The sequence below is a fragment of the Pseudomonas sp. EA_35y_Pfl2_R111 genome (genome assembly GCF_963970955.1).
GTDB lineage: Bacteria > Pseudomonadota > Gammaproteobacteria > Pseudomonadales > Pseudomonadaceae > Aquipseudomonas.
On the sequence record NZ_CAXAOM010000002.1, the window covers coordinates 251,833 to 273,334 of the forward strand.

The 21,502-nt window shown below is 60.0% G+C and carries 17 protein-coding genes and 1 pseudogene; 12 read left to right on the plus strand and 6 right to left on the minus strand.

What is annotated here, in order from left to right; translation table 11 throughout:
- Window positions 1-23: 23 nt before the first annotated feature.
- Both AACY25_RS09745 and edd read right to left on the minus strand, forming a co-directional pair.
- Window positions 24-986, minus strand: coding sequence for a glucokinase (locus tag AACY25_RS09745; protein WP_339524174.1), 963 nt, complete (start codon window positions 984-986; stop codon window positions 24-26).
- Window positions 983-2,809, minus strand: a complete 1,827-nt coding sequence (edd, locus tag AACY25_RS09750; RefSeq protein WP_339524176.1) for a phosphogluconate dehydratase — start codon at window positions 2,807-2,809, stop codon at window positions 983-985. Before edd ends, AACY25_RS09745 begins: the two co-directional genes overlap by 4 nt.
- Window positions 2,810-2,943: 134 nt before the next feature.
- On the opposite strand from edd, the gene gap reads away from it, so the two are divergent.
- Both gap and AACY25_RS09760 read left to right on the plus strand, forming a co-directional pair.
- Window positions 2,944-3,945 (plus strand): type I glyceraldehyde-3-phosphate dehydrogenase, encoded by a 1,002-nt coding sequence (gene gap / locus AACY25_RS09755; protein WP_339524177.1) that lies wholly within the window; start codon window positions 2,944-2,946, stop codon window positions 3,943-3,945.
- 267 nt (window positions 3,946-4,212) lie between these two features.
- Window positions 4,213-4,677 (plus strand): methylglyoxal synthase, encoded by a 465-nt coding sequence (locus AACY25_RS09760; protein WP_339524179.1) that lies wholly within the window; start codon window positions 4,213-4,215, stop codon window positions 4,675-4,677.
- Window positions 4,678-4,684: 7 nt separating this feature from the next.
- Here AACY25_RS09760 and AACY25_RS09765 read toward each other — a convergent pair whose 3' ends face one another.
- On the minus strand, window positions 4,685-5,119 hold the full coding sequence (locus AACY25_RS09765; protein ID WP_339524181.1) for a MerR family DNA-binding protein: 435 nt from the start codon (window positions 5,117-5,119) through the stop codon (window positions 4,685-4,687).
- Between the two features lie 63 nt (window positions 5,120-5,182).
- Between AACY25_RS09765 and AACY25_RS09770 the strand changes: the two genes are divergently transcribed.
- Entirely contained in the window at window positions 5,183-5,812 is a 630-nt protein-coding gene (locus AACY25_RS09770; RefSeq protein ID WP_339524183.1) for a cation diffusion facilitator family transporter, read from the plus strand.
- 15 nt (window positions 5,813-5,827) lie between these two features.
- On the opposite strand, the gene AACY25_RS09775 is transcribed toward AACY25_RS09770, so the two are convergent.
- Together AACY25_RS09775 and arfB are read right to left on the minus strand one after the other, a co-directional pair.
- Window positions 5,828-6,718, minus strand: coding sequence for a LysR substrate-binding domain-containing protein (locus AACY25_RS09775; RefSeq protein WP_339524185.1), 891 nt, complete (start codon window positions 6,716-6,718; stop codon window positions 5,828-5,830).
- A 221-nt stretch (window positions 6,719-6,939) separates the two neighbouring features.
- A complete protein-coding gene (gene arfB / locus AACY25_RS09780) occupies window positions 6,940-7,353 on the minus strand; it encodes an alternative ribosome rescue aminoacyl-tRNA hydrolase ArfB (protein ID WP_339524187.1) in 414 nt (137 codons plus the stop codon).
- A gap of 382 nt (window positions 7,354-7,735) precedes the next feature.
- On the opposite strand from arfB, the gene imuA reads away from it, so the two are divergent.
- From imuA to mapR, 5 genes are all read left to right on the plus strand, one after another.
- A complete protein-coding gene (gene imuA / locus AACY25_RS09785) occupies window positions 7,736-8,353 on the plus strand; it encodes a translesion DNA synthesis-associated protein ImuA (protein ID WP_339524188.1) in 618 nt (205 codons plus the stop codon).
- A gap of 6 nt (window positions 8,354-8,359) precedes the next feature.
- Window positions 8,360-9,769: a Y-family DNA polymerase gene (locus AACY25_RS09790; RefSeq protein ID WP_339524189.1), complete on the plus strand. Its 1,410-nt coding sequence runs from the start codon at window positions 8,360-8,362 to the stop codon at window positions 9,767-9,769.
- Complete coding sequence (locus AACY25_RS09795; RefSeq protein WP_339524191.1) at window positions 9,766-12,834, plus strand: error-prone DNA polymerase; 3,069 nt, start codon at window positions 9,766-9,768, stop codon at window positions 12,832-12,834. The genes AACY25_RS09790 and AACY25_RS09795 overlap by 4 nt, the downstream gene beginning before the upstream one ends.
- Before the next feature lie 352 nt (window positions 12,835-13,186).
- On the plus strand, window positions 13,187-14,602 hold the full coding sequence (ccoG, locus tag AACY25_RS09800; protein WP_339524193.1) for a cytochrome c oxidase accessory protein CcoG: 1,416 nt from the start codon (window positions 13,187-13,189) through the stop codon (window positions 14,600-14,602).
- Between the two features lie 64 nt (window positions 14,603-14,666).
- Entirely contained in the window at window positions 14,667-16,076 is a 1,410-nt protein-coding gene (gene mapR, locus AACY25_RS09805; RefSeq protein ID WP_339524987.1) for a GntR family transcriptional regulator MpaR, read from the plus strand.
- A 35-nt stretch (window positions 16,077-16,111) separates the two neighbouring features.
- On the opposite strand, the gene AACY25_RS09810 is transcribed toward mapR, so the two are convergent.
- Window positions 16,112-17,032 carry an AraC family transcriptional regulator gene (locus AACY25_RS09810; RefSeq protein ID WP_339524195.1) on the minus strand — a complete coding sequence of 307 codons (921 nt, stop codon included), beginning with the start codon at window positions 17,030-17,032 and terminating at the stop codon, window positions 16,112-16,114.
- A gap of 173 nt (window positions 17,033-17,205) precedes the next feature.
- On the opposite strand from AACY25_RS09810, the gene AACY25_RS09815 reads away from it, so the two are divergent.
- From AACY25_RS09815 to AACY25_RS20975, 4 genes and pseudogenes are all read left to right on the plus strand, one after another.
- Window positions 17,206-18,228, plus strand: coding sequence for an alpha/beta hydrolase (locus AACY25_RS09815; protein ID WP_339524197.1), 1,023 nt, complete (start codon window positions 17,206-17,208; stop codon window positions 18,226-18,228).
- Window positions 18,229-18,284: 56 nt separating this feature from the next.
- Window positions 18,285-19,478 (plus strand): MFS transporter, encoded by a 1,194-nt coding sequence (locus AACY25_RS09820; RefSeq protein WP_339524988.1) that lies wholly within the window; start codon window positions 18,285-18,287, stop codon window positions 19,476-19,478.
- A 90-nt stretch (window positions 19,479-19,568) separates the two neighbouring features.
- Window positions 19,569-20,633 carry a metal-dependent hydrolase gene (locus AACY25_RS09825; protein WP_339524199.1) on the plus strand — a complete coding sequence of 355 codons (1,065 nt, stop codon included), beginning with the start codon at window positions 19,569-19,571 and terminating at the stop codon, window positions 20,631-20,633.
- A gap of 71 nt (window positions 20,634-20,704) precedes the next feature.
- Window positions 20,705-21,457 (plus strand): annotated as a pseudogene (locus tag AACY25_RS20975) (HAMP domain-containing protein); the annotation flags it as partial.
- Between the last annotated feature and the right edge of the window lie 45 nt (window positions 21,458-21,502).

The window sequence follows — 21,502 nt, forward strand, 5'->3', positions numbered from 1 at the left end:
CATGGGCCGCTCCTACAGAATACCTAAGACCGGCCCAATACCTGCTGCAAGGCCACTCCCGCGCCCATCAGCCCCGGATATTCGGCGGTTACCAGCCATACCGGGATGCCGGCAAAGTAATCACTCATGCAGCCCTTGTCGCTGAAGCTTTTGGCAAAACCGCTGCCCAGCAAGAACTCGGCGAAGCGCGGCACTACACCGCCGACTATGTAAACCCCGCCGCGCGCGCCCAGGCTCAGCACGTTGTTGCCGGCGGCACGGCCGAGCCAGACGCAGAACTGCTCCAGCACCGCCATCGCCACCGCGTCGCCGGCCAGCGCTGCCAGCGTAACCTCGGCCGGTGAAGACAAACTCGGCGTATGTCCATCCAGCGCGCAAATCGCAAAATAAAGCTGTAACAGGCCTCTGCCGCTCAGCACATCCTCGGCGCGCACATGGCCGAGCTGGCGATATAGCTGCTGCCACAGTTCGGCCTCGCGAGGGCTGCCGATCGGCAGATCAACATGCCCGCCCTCGCCAGGCAGGGCCAGCCAGCTGCCATCGGCCAGAGCCAACAGGGTGCCGACCCCAAGGCCGGTACCAGGGCCGATCACTACGCAGGGGCGCTCGTGCTCGGGTGTGCCAGGGCAGACCTGCACGCGCTCGTCATCACGCAGCCGAGTCATGCCTAGGGCCATGGCGGAAAAATCATTGACCAACAGCAACTCGCGCACCTGCAGCTCACGGCAGAAGGCCGTCCGGCTGATGCGCCAGTGGTTATTGGTAAAACGAAACAGGTCGCCGCTGACCGGCCCGGCGCAGGCCAGGCACACCGAATCGACCGAGCCAAGCGGCAGACCCAGATCACTCAGATACGCACAAATCGCCGCCTCCGGTCCCGGAAAATCGGCGGTGGCCAGCACCCGCACCGACTCCAGTTGCTCATCGCGCCAGAGGGCAAAGCGTGCGTTGGTACCGCCGATATCACCGACCAGGGCTAGCCTCACTGCAACGACTCCAGGCTGGTGGTGAAGGCGCTAGCCCCCTGCTCCGCCGAGCTGAAGGACTGACGCATAAAGGCGAACAGCTCGCGGCCGCAGCCCACGGCATTGAGCAGGGTGTCGACCGCAGGCTCGCGCGCCGCTAGCTCGTCGGCATCGACCAGCAGCTGCAATTCGCCGGTATGGCCGTCGAGACGAATCAGATCACCGTCGCGCACCCGCGCCAGCGGCCCGCCGCCGTAGGCTTCGGGGCAAACATGGATGGCCGCCGGGATTTTCCCCGAAGCACCGGACATTCGCCCGTCGGTGACCAGTGCCACCTTAAAGCCACGGTCCTGCAGCACGCCGAGGAAGGGGGTCATCTTGTGCAGCTCCGGCATACCGTTGCTGCGCGGGCCCTGAAAGCGCATCACCGCAACAAAGTCGCGCTCCAGCTCGCCGGCCTTGAAGGCATCGGCCAACTGCTGCTGATCTTCGAACACCAGCGCCGGAGCCTCCACCACCTGATGCTCCAGGGCCACGGCGGAGACCTTCATCACCCCGCGCCCAAGGTTGCCTTGCATCAGACGCAGGCCGCCTTCGGCCGAGAAAGGATTGGCCACCGGGCGCAGCACGCTTTCATCGTGGCTCTTGCTCGGGCCATCACGCCAGACCAGCTTGCCATCCTCAAGGAAGGGTTCGCGGGTATAGCGCGAGAGGCCGTGGCCGGCCACGGTGTTGACGTTTTCATGCAACAGCCCGGCTTCGAGCAACTCGCGGATCAGAAAAGCCATGCCGCCGGCCGCCTGGAAATGATTGATGTCGGATTTGCCGTTGGGATAGACGTGCGCCAGGGTCGGAGTCACAGCGGACAGATCGGCCATGTCCTGCCAGGTCAGCTGGATGCCTGCGGCGCGGGCGATGGCCGGCATATGCAGGGTGTGGTTGGTGGAGCCGCCGGTGGCGCTCAGGGCGATAATGGAATTGACCAGGCAGCGCTCGTCGACGATCTCGCCCAGCGGCATAAACTGCCCGCTCTGCTTGGTCAGGCGGGTGACCTGCTGCGCCGCCTCATGGCTCAGGGCATCGCGCAGCGGCGTATTCGGATTGATGAACGAAGCACCCGGCAAATGCAGACCCATCACTTCCATCAACAGCTGGTTGGTGTTGGCAGTGCCGTAGAAGGTGCAGGTGCCGGGGCTATGGTAGGCGGCCATCTCGGCGGCCAGCAGCTCGTCGCGCGTTGCCTTGCCCTCGGCATAGCGCTGACGCACATCGGCCTTCTCCTTGTTTGACAGCCCGGACGGCATGGGCCCGGCCGGCACGAACAGGCTCGGCAGGTGACCGAAACGCAGCGCGCCCATCAGCAGACCGGGAACGATCTTGTCGCAAATCCCCAGGTACAGCGCGGCGTCGAACATGTTGTGCGACAGGGCCACCGCAGTAGCCATGGCGATCACTTCGCGGCTGGCGATGCCCAGCTCCATGCCCGGCTCACCCTGGGTCACGCCGTCGCACATGGCAGGCACACCGCCGGCGAACTGGCCCACCGAGCCGATTTCGCGCAGGGCCTGTTTGAGCTGCTCCGGGTAGTCCTGATAGGGCTGATGAGCCGAGAGCATGTCGTTATAAGCAGAAACAATCGCCACGTTGGCTGCATTCATCAGGCGCAGGGTCTGCTTGTCATCACTGCCGCAGCCGGCCACACCGTGGGCGAAATTGGCGCATTGCAGCTTGCCACGCTGCGGACCTTCACTGGCCGCCGCGCGGATCATCGCCAAATAGGGCTCGCGCGTGGCGCGGCTGCGGGCGATCAGGCGGTCGGTTACCTCAAGTACGCGGGGGTGCATGTGATTGACTCCTGGCTGGTGGACGGCAATATCTTGTGCTTAATACAAAAATACTGCCACTTAAAACACTTGATTTCTATCAATACGGGAATAATCTTGTAATTCAAACAACAAAACAAATAACGGACCTCACCATGACTATTCGCATCGCCATCAACGGCTTCGGCCGTATCGGCCGCAATGTGCTTCGCGCCCTCTACTGCCAAGACTACCGCCAACAGCTGCAGGTGGTAGCCATCAACGACCTGGGCGACAGCGCGATCAATGCCCACCTCCTAAAATACGACAGCGTTCACGGGATTTTTGACGGCGAAGTGGAAAGTGATGGCGAAAGCCTCACGGTCAACGGCGACCGTATCTCTGTCAGCGCTATTCGCAACCCGGCAGACCTGCCCTGGCAAGTACTGGGGGTGGATGTGGTCTTCGAATGCACCGGGTTGTTTACTGAACGCAGCAAGGCCGCCGCCCACCTCGCCGCCGGTGCCCGCAAGGTGATCGTCTCGGCACCGGCCAAGGGTGCCGACGCCACCATCGTCTATGGCGTCAATCACGACATCCTGCGTTCGTCCATGCAGATTATCTCCAACGCCTCCTGCACCACCAACTGCCTGGCTCCAGTGGCCCAGGTGCTGCAACGCGAGTTGGGCATCGAGCACGGCCTGATGACCACCATCCACGCCTACACAAACGACCAAAACCTCTCCGACGTCTACCACAGCGACCCCTATCGGGCGCGCTCGGCCACTCAGTCGATGATCCCGACCCAGACCGGTGCCGCCGAAGCGGTGGGCCTGGTGCTGCCGGAGCTGGCCGGTAAACTGACCGGCATGGCCGTGCGTGTGCCGGTGATCAATGTCTCGCTGGTGGACCTGACCTTACAGGTCAAGCGCGACACCAGCGCAGAGGAAATCAACCAGCTACTGCTGAACGCCAGCCGTACTTCGCCAGTGCTGGGCTACAACAGCCTGCCGCTGGTGTCCTGCGACTTCAACCACAACCCGCTGTCATCGATCTTCGACGCCAATCACACCAAGGTCAGCGGCCGGCTGGTGAAAGTCATGGCCTGGTACGACAACGAATGGGGCTTTTCCAACCGCATGCTCGATACCTGTCTGGCGCTATGCCGTGCCGCCTAAACCGACCGACTGCACGTTTATCTGTAAGAGTTCCCTCGTCGGCCGAACGCCGCGCTGTCGCGCAGCGAACTGGAGGCAGTCGCGTCTGTCAGCTTGTGGACACCTGTATGAGCGGGCCATGCCCGCGAAACCCATCGCGGGCATGGCCCGCTCATACAGAAAACGCCATAACTCATAATCAATGACTCACGGTTTTATGAGTACGAGCGCACGAAAGCACAAGTGACTGAGTAGAAATCTTAGCCGTAACAAATCCGGAAATTCAGCATGAGCCGTATCAGCTTCACCACCGCCACCCTGCCGGCACGCAAGCGCATTGCCCTGGTGGCTCACGACCACTGCAAGGAGTTCCTCCTTGACTGGAGCGAACGCCAGCGCGACAAACTGGCGGGGCATCACCTACTGGCCACCGGCACCACCGGCCTGCTGCTGGGGCGTCGCCTTGGCTTGCCGATCGAATGCATGATCAGTGGGCCGCTCGGGGGCGATCAGCAGTTGGGCGCGCGCATCGCCGAGCAGCGGGTGGATATGCTGGTGTTCTTCTGGGATCCCTTCGAGCAGCAGCCCCACGATCCGGATATCAAGGCGCTGCTGCGGGTCGCCGCAGTTTGGAATATCCCCGTGGCCTGCAACGAGAGCAGCGCCGACTATATGCTCGGCAGTGCCCTGCTGGACCAAGCGCACGACTACCGGGTGCCGGACTATCAGACCTACCTGAATAACCGCCAATAACCGCCCGCTAGCGCTCCTCTCGCGCCTCGCCGTCAAGGCAACAGTCACGGCTGTCCAACGCCTCCAGCAGCCGGCAATGTTCGGCCTCGGCGCTGGTACAACCAGCAAGCTTGCTCAGCTCGGCTTTCATCTTCTGCAGATCGCGAATCCGTGCGTCGATGGTCAGCAGGTGCTCCTGCACCAGTTTGTCCGCCTCCGCACAGGGACTGTGGGGCCGGGCAGCCAAACCGAGCAGCGCGCGAATCTCCTCCAGGCTGAAACCCAGTTCGCGGCCACGACGGATAAAGCGCAGCCGGCGGACATCGGCCTCTTCATAATGGCGGTAGCCCGAGGCGCTGCGCTTGGGTGGCGGCAGCAGTTCGCTGCGCTCGTAGAACCGAATGGTCTCTAGATTGACCCCGCTTGCGCGGCTCAACCCGCTGATGGTCAACGGCTTGCCCATGGCTTGACTCCGTAGTAGCTACAGGGTTTAGCGTAGCGCTCAGACCTTTTCAGGAGAAGCCTTATGGGCGTCAATTGCTGCAACAGCACATCGAGCTGCGACACCACCCGCATCAGCAAACGCTATCGCACGATTCTTTGGATCGCCCTGGCGGTCAACCTCGGCATGTTCGGGGTGGAAATCGTCGCCGGTATGCGCGCCGGCTCAGTATCGCTGTTGGCGGACTCGCTGGACTTTCTCGGCGACGCCGCCAACTACGGCATCAGCCTGTGGGTGCTGGGCATGAGCCTGACCCTGCGCGCTAAAGCCTCGCTGTTCAAAGCCCTGAGCATGCTGGTATTCGGCGTCGGCGTGCTGATCGCGGCTATCTGGCACCTGCTCAGCGGCCAGGTGCCGGACGCGCCGACCATGGGCGTGGTCGGCACCCTGGCGCTGCTGGCCAACGTCGGCGTAGCCGCCCTGCTCTACGCCTACCGCGAGGGCGACAGCAATATGCGCAGCGTCTGGCTGTGTTCGCGCAACGACGCCCTGGGCAATATTGCCGTGCTGCTGGCCGCCCTCGGCGTGTTCGGCACCGGCAGTGCCTGGCCGGACCTGCTAGTGGCCAGCATCATGGCCGGCCTGGCGATCACCGCGTCTTATCAGGTGATGCGTCAAGCCCGTCAGGAGTTGGCCGAGGAAGCCGCAGCCTGAACGACCTCGCCAATGCTAGGCCGCGGCCAACTGCCCCGCGAGGTAATCGAGAAAGCAGGTAATGCGCGAGGCCAGCGCAGTGTTGCGGTAGTACACAGCGTGGATCGGCTGGCGTACCTCGACGGTATCGCGCAGCAGCAACTGCACCAGCTCGCCACTGTTGCGGTCGGCGGCGGTCATAAAATCCGCCAGGCAAACGATGCCTGCCCCGGCTAACGCCAATTGGCGCAGGGTTTCGCCACTGGAGGCACTCAGGCTAGGGTTGATGCTCAGCGAGTCGCCCAATGGATGGCGCAAAGGCCACTGATTAAGGCTCTCCGGCTGGGTAAAACCGAGCAGGCTGTGCCCGCTCAGTTCGGCAACGGTCTTCGGTGTGCCATGGGCCTTGAGATAGGCCGGGCTGGCGAGAATGCGCAGGCGATTGCTGCCCAACGGCCGCGCATGCAGGGTGGAGTCGCGCAGCGGACCGATACGAATGGCGACGTCGGTGCGCTGTTCCAGCAGGTCGATGATCTGATCGCTGCTGTGCAGCTCCAGCTGAATATCCGGGTACTGCGCACGAAACCCTGCCACCAACGGCACCACCGCATGCAGCATAAAGGGCGCGGCAGCATTCACCCGCAAGCGCCCTGCTGGCTTCTGCCGACGCACCTTCATGTGCTCTTCGGCGCTTTCCACCGCATCAAGAATCTTGCGCGCCTGGGCGAGAAAGGCCTGGCCCTCCTCGGTCAACTCCAGACGGCGCGTGGTGCGGCGCAGCAGCGTTACATCGAGTTTTTCTTCCAACCGACTGAGGGCGCGACTGACGCCGGAAGCAGTCTGCGTCAGGTGCTCGGCAGCGGCGCTAAGCGAGCCGCTGTCCACCACACTGACAAAGGCCAGCAGTTCATCAAGGGTCGTTTTCATTCGTGCATCTTAGTCAAATATGCACACATGAAAACCCTACTCTTGCTCACGAAAACAGCTGATAAAACCCGCTTTAAACACGCGACAGGCTTAGAACCTACTCACGACCTTGCGAGCTAGAGCCCTACAAGGCCAAAAAAGGCGAGGAAGATGACTGGGCTCGCATCCGAACCTGTTTTTAACGCAGCAGGGCCGACGCGCAGCAGATCGTGAACAGGTTCTTAGAAATCGACCTTGCCGCGCCCCGCCTTGATCGTGCCGCGAATGCTCTTGCCTTCCAGACGGCGCTTTTTCGAGCCCAGGGTGGGTTTGGTCGGGCGACGGGCTTTTTCGGTTTTAGCGGCGCTGCGAATCAGCTCGGCCAGGCGCTCTAGGGCATCGGCGCGGTTCTGCTCCTGAGTGCGGTACTGCTGGGCCTTGATAACCACTACGCCGTCGGCGGTAATGCGGCTATCGCGCAATGCCAGCAGCCGCTCCTTGTAGAACGGCGGCAAGCTGGACGCCTGGATATCGAAACGCAGATGTATCGCGCTGGACACCTTATTGACATTCTGCCCGCCCGCGCCCTGGGCACGTATGGCGATCAATTCGACTTCATCGTCAGGTAGATGAACGCTGTTGGAGATAACCAGCATGGGTGGGCTTCGGTGCGGGAAAGGTGGGCCAGGATAACGCGAACGTAGAACAGTTGCCTGATCGCGCTCCAATCGCCCTCTGAACTTTAGGCGAAGGCGGGTATGTGAGTTGGCCCTAATTTCGTAGTCGCCGGCTGGCCGGCTGCTTACTGGCGCAGGCGGACACTACGTTGTTTTGAACAGATGAGCCTGTCTCCGATGGCCTGATATGAGCGGGATGCTGGCACCTCGTACACAGCTGCCCCATCCCTGCTCATGGTTCGACAGCACGATTGCCATTAACCCGACGCGGCTAGATCGAATGCAGCTCGTCGACTCACCTTGACCACAAACTACACCTGAGCAAATACTGTATATCAATACAGTATTTTGGTTCACCCTCATGTCATCCGTCGTGACCATAGACAGCTTGCTTGATGCGCGGCGCGTTTGGCGTGGGCAGGCAGTCGCCACCCCTTCAGCGCACTGCCAGCCGACAGGGAACGCCGCTCTGGACGCCGTGCTCCCTGGCGGTGGTTGGCCTGATGCGGCGCTGAGCGAAATACTGGTTGCTGCGACAGGCACGGGAGAGTTGCGTCTTCTATGGCCGACCTTGGCTCGCCTGACGCGTGCTGGCGAGCGTGTGGTGCTGATCGGGCCTCTTCACCAACCCTACCCCCAAGCCTGGCTCGCAGCGCAAATCGATTTGCGCTACCTGAGCATTGTTCAGGCGCAAGGTCGTGACATCTTATGGGCTACTGAGCAGTGTCTACGCTCAGGTAGCTGCGGCGCCGTTGTGTGCTGGCCTCGCGAAGCGGATGACCGCTCGTTGCGCCGCTTACAGATCGCCGCTGAAACCGGCCAGACCCTGGCTTTTGCGTATCGTCCCTTATCGGCCTCAGTTAACGCATCACCCGCGGCCTTACGCCTGGTAGTGGACGCCCAACCGGTGCAGATCAGGGTGCTCAAGTGTCGCGGTGGCATAGCCTCTGCGCACCCTATCGCAGCCAATTGGCAGTAAGCGGCCATGCTTTGGGCGTGCATCCTGTTGCCACAATTGGCCATGGACGGAGTGTTGCGTCACCGCTCTGATCCGGAGCGCCCATTGGTACTGCTCAGCGGCCCAGCACAACGCCGCGTCATACAGGCGGTCAACGCCTCGGCCCGCTCAATAGGTCTAAGACCCGGACAGTCGCTTACCACGGCCCAGGCTCTGACCTCGGAGTTTTCCACTGCTGACTACGATCAAGCGGATATCGAAAGGTGGCAGCAGTTCTTGGCTGCCTGGGCCTATGGGTTCAGCGCACAAGTCAGCTTGCACTACCCGCGCTGTCTGCTGCTTGAGGTGCGGTCCAGTTTTGCTCTGTTTGGCCCATGGCCACGATTTGAAGCGCGACTGCGTGAAGAGCTTTTGGCACTGGGCTTCCAGCATCGCATCACCCTAGCGCCCAACCCGTCGGCGGCACGGATGCTCTCGCACTGCGGGGATGGCCTGGCGGTCGTCGATGATAAATCGTTGCAGGAAGCCCTCCACCCGTTGCCAGTAGAACGACTGGGGCTGTCCGAGAGCGTGGCGACTGCCTTTGCGCGAATGGGACTGCGTAACTTGCAGCAGCTTGTGGCCCTCCCCCGCAGCAGCCTGGCAAAGCGCTTTCCCGCCGAGGTTCTACTTCATCTCGACACCTTGTTCGGTCGTCGCCCACTTGCCCTGGATTTTTATACCCCACCGGATAGGTTCGACATCCGGATCGAGCTGAACTTTGAAGTCGAATCACATCAGGCGCTGCTGTTCCCGCTTCGCCGTTTGACTGCTGACCTATCGGCCTACCTTTCTGGACGCGATAGTGGCGTGCAGCGCTTCGTGCTGCACCTGGAACACCGCGCACTTTCTGACAGCCTGGTTCAGGTGGGCCTACTCAGTGCTGAGCGTGATGCCGGCATGCTCTTCGAACTGAGCCGTGGACGGCTGGAGCATCAGCAACTGCCCGCCCCTGTATTGGCACTACGACTTGTCGCACAAGATCTGCCCGCGTTCGCTCCGCAACACCGGCAACTCTTCGATGAGCGCCCGCAGCAGTCGCAATCCTGGGAGCAATTGCGTGAGCGTCTGCGCGCACGGCTTGGTGACAGTGCAGTTCATGGGCTGGGTGATCGTCCCGATCACCGGCCAGAACGATCCTGGACACAGGAGGCAATAGGACTGTCGTTATCAGCCTGTGGGCCTCGCCCAGGCTGGCTTGTCGCTGAGCCCTATCCGCTGCATGACTCGTCGCTACGCATTGTCAGCGGGCCAGAGCGAATCGAATCGGGCTGGTGGGACGGCGGAGACGTACGACGTGACTACTACGTAGTGGAAACCCGAAGCGGCCAACGTGGTTGGGCCTTCCGTTTTTCAGGCAGCGCGGGGCCGCTAATGCTGCACGGCTGGTTCGCATGACAGGCTATGCAGAACTGCATTGCCTCTCGAACTTTAGCTTTCAGCGAGGGGCATCCAGCGCCAAAGAGCTGTTCGAAAAGGCGAGCCTACTGGGGTACGAAGCGCTATCCATCACTGATGAGTGTTCACTCGCTGGCATCGTACGTGCGTGGCAGGCATCAAAGACCACTAACGTTCGCCTAATCACGGGAGCCGAAGTAACGCTCGCGGAAGGCATCAAGCTTGTGCTGCTTGCGCAGAACCTTGTTGGTTACCAGCGCATATGCGGACTGATTACCACGGCCCGGCGTCGAACCACAAAAGGCACCTACGAGCTTCACCAATCGGATTTTGGAGCATCGACTGGCGGCATCTTTGCAATCTGGATTCCTGACAAGCGTGTGAGCGATGAGCACGGTGCTTGGGTCTCATCAACATTTCCTGACAGGTGCTGGATCGGCGTTGAACTGCATCACGGGCCTGACGATGCCCAGAAGCTTTCGATGCTTCAGGAGCTGGGACTTCGATTGCAGATTCCCCTCGTTGCGACGGGCGACGTTCATATGCACTCGCGGGGGCGCAGAGCTCTTCAGGACACGATCACCGCGATTCGCCATCACTGCACCGTAGTTGAGGCTGGCTACCACCTTTTCCCAAACGGAGAGCGGCACCTCAGGCCCATTAGCGTCCTGGCAATCCTCTATCCTGCGGAGCTTCTAGCTGAAACGCTCAAGGTCGCTTCGCGATGCACATTTGATCTGAGCCAACTGAAATACGAGTACCCACATGAGGTCGTTCCCACAGGAAAAACGCCCTCAGCCTGGTTGCGGGAGCTGACTTACGACGGCGCGCAATGGCGTTGGCCAATAGGCATTCCAGAGAAAGCTCAGACCCAGATCGAAGCCGAGCTGACGCTGATTGAAGAGCTGAAGTACGAAAGCTATTTCCTCACCGTTCATGACATCGTCCGCTTTGCCCGCAGTCAGAACATTCTCTGCCAGGGCCGGGGATCTGCCGCTAATTCGGCGGTGTGTTTTGCACTTGGTATCACTGAACTTGATCCAACCAGGTTGAACATGCTGTTCGAGCGGTTCATCTCTAAAGAGCGCAATGAGCCGCCTGATATCGACGTCGACTTCGAGCACGAACGACGCGAAGAGGTCATTCAGTACATCTTCACCCGGTATGGGCGCGAGCGTGCGGCCCTGACCGCAGTGGCGAGCACCTATCACGTTGCCGGAGCCATACGAGACGTCGCCAAAGCACTTGGCTGGCCTCCTGATCAGGTGTCTGCATTGGCAAACTGCTGCGGTCGTTGGAGTGACCGGATACCACCGGCTGAGCGACTTCTGGAAGCTGGTTTCAATCCAGAACTGAAGCCAGTTCAAATGGTGCTGGTACTGACGGAGCAGCTCGTGGGATTCCCCCGCCACCTGTCGCAACATCCAGGCGGGTTCGTCATTTCTGAGCATCCCTTGTCGACACTGGTACCGGTCGAAAACGCCGCAATGAAGGACAGAACGATCATTCAGTGGGACAAGGACGACATCGACGCGCTTGGGTTGATGAAAGTCGACGTTCTGGCCCTCGGCATGCTGAGCGCGATCCGTCGCTGCCTGGATCTGCTGCGCCGATATGATCGTCGTAACCTGACCCTGGCGAATATCCCTGCCGAAGATACAGAGACCTACGCGATGATCAGTCGAGCAGACACCATCGGCGTGTTCCAAATCGAGTCGCGCGCACAGATGTCCATGCTGCCCCGTTTAAAGCCCAAGACCTTTTACGACCTGGTCATCGAAGTGGCCATCGTTCGGCCTGGGCCCATCGTTGGGAATATGGTTCATCCCTATCTGCGGCGGCGCAACGGTGAGGAGGCAGTAACCTACCCAAGTGATGAGCTTCGAGAGGTTTTCGAGCGCACCTTGGGCGTACCGCTTTTCCAGGAACAGGTCATGCGCTTGGCTATCGTCGCTGCCGGGTACTCCCCGGGTGAGGCCGATCAGTTGCGGCGCTCGATGGCCGCCTGGAAACGTCACGGCGGCCTTGAACCACATCAAATACGCCTACGAGAAGGCATGCTCGAACGAGGCTACACCGAAGAGTTTGCCGCCCGCATTTTCGAGCAGATCAAAGGCTTCGGAAACTACGGCTTTCCAGAGTCGCACGCAGCCAGTTTCGCCCTGTTGACCTACGCCAGTTGTTGGCTCAAATGTCATGAGCCGTCGGCCTATGCCTGCTCACTCATCAACAGTTGGCCGATGGGTTTTTACTCACCCGATCAGGTGCTCCAGGATGCGCGCCGTCACGGCATTGAGATCCGGGCGATAGACGTGACGGTGAGCGATTGGGACTGCACATTGGAGGCTTTGGATCGGACGTTGCCAGCGATTCGATTGGGGCTTCGGATGATCAAAGGGCTATCTGAAGAGGTGGGCCGCAGGATTGAGCTTATACGGGAGACGAAGCCTTTCAGGGACATCAGTGATTTATGCCTACGTGCCGGCCTCGATCAGAAAGCGCGAGAGTTGTTGGCAGATGCCGATGCACTGAAGAGCCTGGCGGGCAATCGTTACTCAGCGCGGTGGGAAATTGCAGCCGTGCAGCAACCGCTGCCCTTGTTTGTCGATGACATCGCTGAGGATCTCGTAGTGATTCCTGAACCAACTGTCGTCGAAAACATGCATGCAGATTATGCGCGAACAGGTACGACGCTTGGCCCGCATCCAATGTCCCTGCTGCGAGAGACACTTCGTTCAATGAGAGCTAAGAGCTCTCAGGATCTGAGAGAGATCGGAGACTGCAATCACGTTACGGTGTTCGGCATAGTGATGGGTAGGCAGCGCCCTTCAACCGCCTCAGGCGTCACCTTCGTAACCCTTGAAGACGAATTCGGCATGATCAACGTGATTGTTTGGCGTGACCTTGCTGATCAGTACAGGCCTGCGTTAATGCATTCAAAGCTGTTGCAGGTGAAAGGCAAGCTGGAGGATGAATCTGGTGTAGTGCACTTGATCGCGGGTCATCTGAAAGACCGAAGCGACCTGCTTGAAGGGCTGGATGTCCAGAGTAGGAATTTCCACTGAGCCCGAAAATTTGGCTAGGCCGCTTTCGGCCCAGGCCGTGTAAAAACGCAGGCCGTTTTGAAGTCATCGTTGCTACTTAAAATCTGCAGCAGCTTGCTGCCAGTCAGCAGACCCGAAATTTGCGTAGGAAGGCAATTTTTGTTCAGGCTCAGACCATCAAGCTGGCTCGCAAACGTTTATACACAGCCTCGGCCAATAGCGGTCTGAATCGCCCCTGAAGCGCCCCTCTCGACAGTTCTGCCGAAACCAGCCCACCATCTGATCCGCTTTTTATTTGAAAACCTGAGTCTGTTATCTAAACACCCGCACTCGCATCATGCGCCTCGCCTGATAAAGCCCGACGAGGCCCGTAATGAGCGAACGTATTCCCGCGCAGATCATCGAGACCATCGACCCGCGCCAGCCTATCCGCCTGACGCCATCCCAGGCTGGCGGGCCGATTCATACCCGCAGTTTTAGCGGCCGTTTTCGTAATCTGCGCCTGTACGGTGCCGGCTTGCTGTTTCTGATCTTCTTTGGCACCGCCTGGCTCGACTGGGGCGGCCGACAAGCCGTGTTGTGGAACCTCGCCGAGCACCGTTACTACATTTTCGGCGCGACCTTTTGGCCGCAGGATTTCATCCTGCTATCAGCGTTGTTGATCATTGCCGCCTTCGGTCTGTTCGCCATCACCGTAGTCGCTGGGCGCGTGTGGTGCGGCTACACCTGCCCACAGAGCGTGTGGACCTGGGTGTTTATGTGGGCGGAGAAAGTTACCGAGGGCGAGCGCAATCAGCGGGTCAAGCTGGATGCCGCGCCCTGGTCGCTGAACAAGCTGGCGCGGCGCAGTGCCAAGCACGCAATCTGGCTGGGCGTCAGCCTGCTCACGGCGCTGACCTTTATCGGTTATTTCACGCCGATCCGCGAACTTTCCAGCGACCTGCTGCGCCTGCAACTGGACGGCGGCACGCTAGTGTGGGTGTTGTTCTTTATGGCCGCCACCTACCTCAACGCCGGCTGGCTGCGTGAGAAGGTCTGCGTGCACATGTGCCCGTATTCGCGCTTCCAGAGTGCAATGTTCGACGACGACACCCTGCTGGTGGCCTACGACGCCAAGCGCGGCGAAGGCCGTGGCCCACGCAAGAAGGACAGCGACCACAAGGCCGTAGGTCTGGGTGATTGCATCGACTGTTATATGTGCGTGCAGGTGTGCCCAACCGGTATCGATATCCGTGATGGCCTGCAGATTGACTGCATCAGTTGCGGCGCCTGTATCGATGCGTGCGATTCGGTCATGGACAAAATGGGCTACGCCAGAGGCTTGGTCGGCTATCACTCCGAGCGGCAACTGCAAGGTGGCAAAACCCACTGGTTGCGTCCACGATTGATCGGTTACGGCATCGCCCTGGTGCTGATGATTGGCGCCTTCGTTTGGGCACTGAGTGACCGCTCGATGCTGTCCATCGACTCGGCCAAAGACCGCAGCATGTTCCGCGAGAATCAGCTGGGGCAGATCGAGAACACCTACCTGCTCAAGGTGATCAACAAGACCCAACAGCCACAGCGCTATGGCCTGGTGCTGATCGACAGCCCCGGCCTGCGCCTGGATGCACCGCAGCAGTTGCAGCTAGACCCTGGGGAAATTCTCGATGTACCGGTGACAGTGGTGCTGGAGAGCGAACAGGCCGACGCCAGCACCCTGCCCGTGCGCTTCGCGATCCATAACCTGGCCGATGCCAACGAACGGGCGCAGACGCAGAGCACCTTTCTCTCGCCGCGCGGGCGCTGACAGTCGCATGGCAAAGCAACTCCCCGTAGAGTGCGGTCATCTACTGGCCGCCCCTACGGACCCGATGAAACGCTACGAAAAATTCGCAGAGCAGATTGCCGAACTGATCCGCAGCGGCATGCTCGCCCCAGGTGAAAAGGTGCCTTCGGTACGCCACTCCAGCCGTACCTATGGGGTCAGCCCGTCCACGGTTTTCCAGGCCTATTACCTGCTGGAAGACCGTGGTCTGATCCAGGCCCGCGCACGCTCCGGCTACTTCGTCCGCGAGCTGGCGCGGCATTCGCTGGCCGAGCCGGAAACCAGCCAGCAGCCGACGCAGACCACCGAGGTGGATGTCAGCGAACTGGTGTTCTCGGTGCTCGCCTCACTGAAAGATCCCAATACCGTGCCGTTCGGTTCGGCCTTCCCCAGTCCGCAGCTGTTTCCCCTGCCGCGTCTGGCGCGCTCCATGGCGCACGCCCTGCGCGATATGCAGCCGCAAGCGGTGATCGCCGACATGACTGAGGGCAACCCCAATCTGCGCAGACAGATTGCCCTGCGCTATATGGTCAGTGGCGTGATGTTGTCACCGGAAGAACTGGTGATCACCAGCGGCGCCATGGAAGCGCTCAATCTGTGCCTACAAACGGTGACTCAACCCGGTGATCTGGTGGCCATCGAGGCGCCAGCGTTCTACGCCACGCTGCAAGTACTGGAACGCTTAAAGCTCAAGGCCGTGGAAATCCCGGTCAACCCGCGTGAAGGTATTGATCTGGACGTGCTGGCCGAGCGCCTGAGCAGCCTGCCTATCAAAGCCTGCTGGTTTATGAGCAGCCTGCAGAACCCGCTGGGCGCGAGCATGAGTGACGCGAAGAAAGAGGCGTTGTATCAGCTACTGCAACGCCACCAAGTGCCACTGATTGAGGATGACGTGTATGCCGAACTGTACTTCGGCAGCCAGCCGCCCAAACCAGTAAAGAGCTTCGACCGTGAAGGCCTGGTGATGCACTGCGGTTCGTTCTCCAAGTGTCTGGCGCCCGGTTACCGGGTCGGCTGGGTGGCCGGCGGGCGCTATGCCGAACAAATCAGCCGACTCAAACTGATGACCACCATTTCACCCTCAGTACCGGCCCAGGCCGCTCTGGCCGACTACCTGCAACACGGCGGCTATGACCGCCATCTGCGCAAACTACGCCATGCCCTGGAAGCGCAGCAGGCCTCGATGCTCGCCTCAGCCGCGCGGCACTTCCCGGCCAGCACCAAGGTCACCCGGCCAAGCGGCGGCTACTTTCTCTGGTTCGAATTTCCCGAACAGGTCGATGCGTTACGCCTGTTCCAACTGGCACTGGCGCAAGGCATCAGCCTGGCACCGGGACCGATCTTCTCGGCCACCCGTCGCTTCGGCAACTGCGCCCGCCTCAACTACGGCCATCCCTGGAATCCCGAGAGTGAAGAAGCCATGAGCGTGCTCGGGCGAATCCTCGCCTCTTTCTAGAGCGCTCGTTCCCTATGGGCGGGGCTGCGTTGCAGCTAACTACCGGCTCCCCGTAACAGCACAATGTCTCGTTTGGGGGATGTGCCAAACAGTCGACTGTATTCGCGGCTGAACTGCGAGGGACTCTCGTAGCCGACCTTGAATGCAGCACTGGATACGTCCAGGTGCTCATTGAGCATCAAGCGTTTGGCCTCGGCCAGGCGCAGCCATTTTTGGTACTGCAACGGGCTCATCGCCGTGAGTTGGCGAAAGTGGTGGTGAAAGGTCGGTGCGCTCATCTGCACCCGTGCGGCGAGTTCGTCTACGCGCAGCGGCGAAGCGTAATGCAGCGTCAGCCAATCGATAGCTTTGGCAATCCGATAGCCCTGACCATCGACAGCAGTGATCTGCCGCAGACTGGCCGCCTGATCACTCATCAACAACCGGTAATGAATTTCTCGCTGAATCAATGGCGCCAGTACCGGGATCGCCTCGGGCTCTTCCAGCAGCGCCAATAGCCGCCCAAAGGAAGCTAACAAGGCCGGGGTGGCTGTACTGATGCCCACGCTCGTTCTCAGCGCTTTGTCACGACTTGATGGCAGACCGCCCTGGGCAATCAATTCCGCCAACATGCGCAGATCAAGCTTCAAGGTCAGCCCCAAACACGGCTGCTCCGCACTTGCCACCAACACTTCGGAGTTGGCCGGCACACCAAGGGAAGTGATCAGGAACTTCGAGGTGTCATATGTGTGCCCTTCTCCGCCGACCCACAGGCGCTTCTCGCCTCGGGCGACGAGGATGATGCTTGGCTCGACCATGCAGACCACCGGCGCCGATGGCTCATCGCGACGAAACAAGCCCAGGCCGACGATAGACGTTGAGAAGTCACCCGGCTGACTGACCCGAGCGCCAATGATCTGCGCCAGCGCCTCTTGTGCGGATGTGTCGTGAGTGTGGCTGTCGTTACTAGTCGTCATGGCTGCATATACCTCGTGGCCGAACTCTAACTCGTCAGCCTCTGCACTTCCCAGTAAACCCATGAAAGTTCAGCGGATTAGGCAAGTAATCCAGTGGAATGCGCTACAGAACAGGCAGGCAGCGCCGGAGAATGTGTCCTAACGGGTAATCACTCATCGGCAAGGAATATCACATGAAAAACATGCTGCTGGCCTTAGGGCTGCTTATCACCTCTTTCTCATCATTAGGAGCTGACATGTCTAACGGCGCGGACAATTTCTACCAGAGCGACAAGGTGGCAGTGGAAAAGGTCACCTTCAACAATCAATACGGGATGCAGGTGGCCGGAAACCTGTTTACGCCGAAGGGCATCGACGCCAAGGCCCAACATGCCGCCATCATCGTCGGGCACCCAATGGGCGCGGTAAAGGAGCAGAGCGCCAACCTCTATGCCAGCAAAATGGCCGAACAGGGCTTCATCACGCTGTCGCTGGATTTGTCCTTTTGGGGCGAGAGCGCCGGCACTCCGCGTAACGCGGTATCCCCTGACATTTACGCGGAAGACTTCAGCGCCGCCGTGGACTTTCTCGGCACCCAGCCGTTGGTTGATCGCGAGCGCATCGGCGCCATCGGTGTTTGCGGCAGCGGCAGTTTCGTGATCAGCGCAGCCAAGATCGATACACGTTTAAAGGCTATCGCGACCGTTAGCATGTATGACATGGGCTCGGCCAACCGCAACGGTTTGCGCCATGCTGTCACCGCCGAACAGCGCCAGCAAATCATCCGCGAGGCGTCCCAACAGCGCGACGTTGAGTTCCAGGGCGGTACAGTCAAGCTCACTGGCGGCACGCCGCAAACGCTGACCGGCAACCCAATCGGTGACGAGTTTTATGATTTCTATCGCACCCCACGTGGCGCGGTCACCCCAGCCGGCGCAACGCCACAAACAACCACCATGCCGACGCTGACCAGCAACGTGAAGTTCATGAACTTCTACCCGTTCAACGATATCGAGACCATCTCACCACGACCGCTGCTGTTTATCACCGGTGCCGAAGCACACTCACGCGAGTTCAGTGAAGATGCCTACCAGCGTGCTGCCGAGCCCAAGGAGCTGGTGATCATTCCGGGCGCTGGCCATGTGGACCTATACGACCGAGTCAATCTGATCCCGTTTGCCAAACTGACGGCGTTCTTCCAGAGCCATCTGCAGTGATTGATCAAGTAACTGCCCGGCAGAGCCCCTTGCAATCCTGGAGCGCCGTGCTCGCCATGTCGCTCGCCGCGTTTGTGCTAGTGGCCTCGGAGTTCATGCCAGTCAGCCTGCTGACGTTGATTGCTACCGACCTGCACATCAGCGAGGGGCAAGCTGGGCTGAGCATTTCTGTTTCGGGGCTGTTTGCCTTGCTCACCAGCTTGGTGATCACTTCGGTGGCGGCGCGATTCGAGCGCAAGCGGCTATTGCTGTCACTGACGCTACTAACGATCGTGTCTGGAACGGTGGTGGCCGTCGCGCCTAACTACCCGGTGTTTATGCTGGGCCGCGCGCTGATTGGCGTCGCCATTGGCGGCTTCTGGTCGCTGTCGGCCGCGACCGCCATGCGTCTGGTGGCGGATGAGCAAGTACCGCGCGCGTTGGCCGTGGTTAATGGTGGCAATGCCTTGGCCACCGTGATTGCCGCGCCCTTGGGTAGTTTTCTCGGCGCGCTGATCGGCTGGCGAGGGGCATCTTTCTGCATTGTGCCCGTCGCTGTAATCGCCGCCATCTGGTTGCTGTTGAGCTTGCCAAAGATGAAAACCGAGCGTCGAAACGCCAACGGTAATTTCTTCAGGCTATTGAAGCGCCCATCGGTTGCGCTAGGCATGCTGGCGGTCAGTGTGTTCTTCATGGGTCAGTTCATGCTGTTCACCTACTTAAGACCGTTTCTGGAAACGGTGACCCACGTCAGCGCTTCCCTGTTGTCGCTCATGCTCTTGGTACTTGGGGCTGCGGGCCTTGCCGGCACGTTCCTGATTGAAGGCTTTTTGAAGAAAGGCCTGTATCAAACACTGATCGCCATCCCGATGCTGATGGCTGTAATTGCCCTGGCGCTGGTGGCGTTTGGCAGCTCGGCGATAAGCACAGCCTTGTTGCTCGGTTTCTGGGGCTTGGTGGCAACGGCAGCACCAGTGGGATGGTGGTTATGGCTGGCGAAAACCTTGCCCGATGACACGGAAGCCGGAGGCGCACTGGTAGTGGCGGTCGTGCAACTGGCGATTGGCTCAGGCGCAACGCTTGGCGGGCTGGCATTCGACCTAAGCGGCTATCGGGCGACTTTCGAGTTGAGCGCTGCGGTGCTGGTGGTTGCTGCCATTTTTGCCGCTCTGGCGGGTCGTGCAGCATCTAAGCAAAGGTTTGCTGCTGCGGCTGTGCCAGCTTGCGGCGAGCAGCATCCCAATGCTCTCGGCGATAGCCTTGCGCAATAGAAAAACGCTGAAATCTTTGCTTGAAATCTACCTGCAGTAATTTGCCCGCCGCTCGGCTAAGTTAAGCGCCTATTTCGACAGGATCAGGTTATGGACTCGATAACCCAGGCAGTACTGGGCGCCAGTATTCAAGGCGCCCTGCTCGGCCGTTGGCAAGGACGCAAGGCGCTGCTGTATGGCGCCATGCTCGGCACGTTGCCGGATCTTGATGTGGTTATCGATTACGGTGATGCCGTAGCTGATATGACCTACCACCGTGGTTTCAGCCACTCGCTGTTCGTGCTCAGCGCCCTGGCACTGCTGCTAACCGTGTTGATCCGGTACTTCAAACCCAACCCCGGCTACTCGACAAGGCGCTTATTTCTGGCGATCTGGTTAGCGCTGATCACCCATCCGCTACTGGATGCTTTTACCAGCTACGGCACCCAACTACTGTGGCCACTGACGCCCATCCCTACGGCCTGGTCGAGCATCTTTATCATCGATCCGCTTTATAGCGTGCCGCTGTGCATTGCCGTGGGCCTCGGCCTATTCCATGGGCTACGGGACAAAGCTGCCAAGGCCCCGGCACTGGCACTACTGGTGTCTTCGCTGTACCTGGCCTCGACCCTGGCCGGCAAATACATGGCCGAACAGCGCGTAGAAACCGAGCTGGCGCGCCAAGGTATCAATGCCCAACAGCTGTTCAGCACACCGACGCCCTTCAATAGCCTGTTGTGGCGCGTGATTGTGCTCGATGGCGAGGACTACCACGAGGCGCTGGTCAGCTGGTTTGACGATACCGCGCCACAACTAGAACGCATCCCCCGTGGCACACACCTGGCGGCAGCGCTGGTCGATTCCCCCGCCCATGCGCGCCTGGCCTGGTTTACCAACGGCGTGCTGCGTTATGACCAATTGGGGGAAGAGTTGGTTGTCACCGACATCCGCCTGGGCATGACCGGTTTCCACCCCTTCCGCTTCGACTTCGCCACCTTGAAAAACGGCCAATGGCGTGTGCATGACGACATCCAGCGTCTGCCCACACAGCGCGGTGACTTCTCACGTCTGCAGCTGCTGTGGGCACGCACCTGGCAACCCAGCGTTCAGGTACCGCTATTGGCCTGGGCTGACGAGCTGAGCAAAACCCCGCTGGCCAGTCACGCCGGGCAGTAACAGCGACTACCAACGGTGCACGCAGTATGAGCTAGGCTCAATTCCAACTTTGTTGAGTTGGAGTTGAGCCCATGAACATCCGCCAGAAAATGATCGCTTGCGGCGCCATCAGCGTGCTCGCGGCGACACTGCTGGGCAGCATTGGCTTCTGGGGGCAAACACAGCTGGCCGGTGCGCTGAATGAAAATCAGCTGAGCGTCAGTGCCCTGCGTAATCACCTGGAAGGCGACATGATGCACGACGCCTTGCGCGCTGACGTGCTGGCGGCTTTCTACATCGACCCTACCGATAGCGCCGCTGTTGAGCAGGTGCTCACTGATCTGCGCGAGCACAGTGAATGGTTTACCCGCACCCTCAATGACAACGCCAAACTGCCGCTCAGTACGGATATCCGCCAGGCGATCAGCGAATCGCAGCCGGCCCTGGCGGCTTACATCCAACAAGCCGAGGGCATCGTCAAGCTAGCTCTTAGTGACCCGCAAGCGGCGCGCCAACAAATGGCGGCTTTCGATGCCAGCTTTGGCGATCTGGAAGAAAAGAACGAGGCGCTCAGCGGCTTGATCGAAGCGCACTCAGCAGACACCCGCAGCGACAGCGAGACAGCCGTCAGGCATGCCGCCTGGTTATTGATCGGCGGGATTATTGCGGTGTGCATTCTGCTTTGCCTGCTCACCAGTCAACTGATGAGAGCGGTATTGCGCCCTCTGGAAAAAGTCATTGCCGCGGCCCGCGCCATTGCCCAGGGCAACCTGCGGAGCGTCATTAATGTCGATAGCAATGACGAGGCAGGCCAACTCCAACAGGCGCTGGCTGACATGCAGGCCAACCTGCGACAAATGATCGACAGCATCCGCCATGAAAGCGAACAA

Coding starts and splice junctions, on each gene's coding strand:
- edd (WP_339524176.1), bottom strand. CDS start 2,809: ATGCACCCCCGCGTACTTGAGGTAACCGACCGCCTGATCGCCCGCAGC.
- gap (WP_339524177.1), top strand. CDS start 2,944: ATGACTATTCGCATCGCCATCAACGGCTTCGGCCGTATCGGCCGCAAT.
- AACY25_RS09760 (WP_339524179.1), top strand. CDS start 4,213: ATGAGCCGTATCAGCTTCACCACCGCCACCCTGCCGGCACGCAAGCGC.
- AACY25_RS09765 (WP_339524181.1), bottom strand. CDS start 5,119: ATGGGCAAGCCGTTGACCATCAGCGGGTTGAGCCGCGCAAGCGGGGTC.
- AACY25_RS09770 (WP_339524183.1), top strand. CDS start 5,183: ATGGGCGTCAATTGCTGCAACAGCACATCGAGCTGCGACACCACCCGC.
- AACY25_RS09775 (WP_339524185.1), bottom strand. CDS start 6,718: ATGAAAACGACCCTTGATGAACTGCTGGCCTTTGTCAGTGTGGTGGAC.
- arfB (WP_339524187.1), bottom strand. CDS start 7,353: ATGCTGGTTATCTCCAACAGCGTTCATCTACCTGACGATGAAGTCGAA.
- imuA (WP_339524188.1), top strand. CDS start 7,736: ATGTCATCCGTCGTGACCATAGACAGCTTGCTTGATGCGCGGCGCGTT.
- AACY25_RS09790 (WP_339524189.1), top strand. CDS start 8,360: ATGCTTTGGGCGTGCATCCTGTTGCCACAATTGGCCATGGACGGAGTG.
- AACY25_RS09795 (WP_339524191.1), top strand. CDS start 9,766: ATGACAGGCTATGCAGAACTGCATTGCCTCTCGAACTTTAGCTTTCAG.
- ccoG (WP_339524193.1), top strand. CDS start 13,187: ATGAGCGAACGTATTCCCGCGCAGATCATCGAGACCATCGACCCGCGC.
- mapR (WP_339524987.1), top strand. CDS start 14,667: ATGAAACGCTACGAAAAATTCGCAGAGCAGATTGCCGAACTGATCCGC.
- AACY25_RS09810 (WP_339524195.1), bottom strand. CDS start 17,032: ATGACGACTAGTAACGACAGCCACACTCACGACACATCCGCACAAGAG.
- AACY25_RS09815 (WP_339524197.1), top strand. CDS start 17,206: ATGAAAAACATGCTGCTGGCCTTAGGGCTGCTTATCACCTCTTTCTCA.
- AACY25_RS09820 (WP_339524988.1), top strand. CDS start 18,285: ATGTCGCTCGCCGCGTTTGTGCTAGTGGCCTCGGAGTTCATGCCAGTC.
- AACY25_RS09825 (WP_339524199.1), top strand. CDS start 19,569: ATGGACTCGATAACCCAGGCAGTACTGGGCGCCAGTATTCAAGGCGCC.